The following is a 1144-nucleotide window of genomic DNA, read 5'->3' as shown; positions in this document are numbered from 1 at the left end:
TTGCTCTGCTGGCAGCCAATCTACGTTGCGCTTGTCTCTATCTACGGTTCTCAATCGCTCCCGAATTTGCGCAATATGGCGCAGTACTTACAGCCCTGCTTTGTAAGAGGATTTCGCTTTGCGGATCAGGAACATATTCAAGGTAGTCACACAATATTGATTGCGCAGGCAGGGCGTCAAATTCGAGCTTTGTTCGATTTTTATCAAGAACAGATGAACGAGTGGATTCGCATTCGTCCGGGGTTTACTCATCAGTTGATGTCAGACGGTATTTTGGCGTGCTTGTTAAGGTTACAGCAACATTTCCCTCAACTGACCGATGCCATCATTAAAGAGCACGCTAGCTTGTGGCTTAGTGCTCTGGGGCTGGATGAGCGTCATATCGATGCTTTGCATGGTGTGCCTCACGAGCAACCGCTCAAATCGGTCAGAAAAAGCTGCTGCTTGGTGTACAAGTGTGAAGGAAGAAAGCTCTGCGAGGACTGCCCGAGAGCTGCAAAAAACCGTCAGTTAATCATGCAAAAGAGCAGGGGTTAACAACTCGTTAACCTATGTAACAGTGCTCGATTTGTTATTGATAATAAGTATCATTGTCGATTCTTTCGCTACAACAAAAAGATAAATACAATGACAAATAGGAAGTTCTCTTTAAACCTCATCGTATTAGCGATGAGCAGTGGATATGCAGCGCACGCATTGGCTGCGGAACAAGCTCAGCAACTGGCGTCTCAAAACGCAGCAGATGAACAGTTAGTTGTGGTTGGCAGCGTCATGCCAAAATCCATTTCTGATATTCCCGGTACGGTTTGGTTTGTAGGGCAAGAAGAAATTGCTCAACAATACCGAGCAGGTAAAACTCTGGGTGATATTCTTTCTGCCACGATCCCTTCTTTAGATGTTGGCACTGGCGGCCGAACAAACTACGGCCAAAATCTGCGTGGCAGAGCCATGCTGGTCATGATTGATGGCGTTTCTCTGCAATCTTCTCGTCCTATCAGTCGTCAGTTGGATGCGATTGACCCGTTCAACATCGAACGAATTGAAGTGCTTTCAGGCGCGACCTCCATTTATGGGGCTGGTGCGACGGGTGGTGTCATTAACATCATCACTAAAAAAGCGTACTCAGATGAATTGGCGTTTGAAT

General features: G+C 46.5%; 2 protein-coding genes. Both read left to right on the top strand.

Annotated elements, in window-relative coordinates:
• On the top strand, positions 1-537 hold a 537-nt coding region (locus tag R7E42_RS25030; RefSeq protein ID WP_318073243.1), incomplete at its 5' end, for a siderophore ferric iron reductase.
• 90 nt (positions 538-627) lie between these two features.
• A partial coding sequence (locus R7E42_RS25025; protein WP_318073242.1) for a TonB-dependent receptor plug domain-containing protein occupies positions 628-1144 on the top strand: 517 nt, incomplete at its 3' end.

The organism is Vibrio sp. Vb1337, from assembly GCF_033338715.1.
Classification (GTDB): Bacteria; Pseudomonadota; Gammaproteobacteria; order Enterobacterales; family Vibrionaceae; genus Vibrio; species Vibrio alginolyticus.
This window is presented reverse-complemented; position numbering and strand designations above follow the sequence as displayed.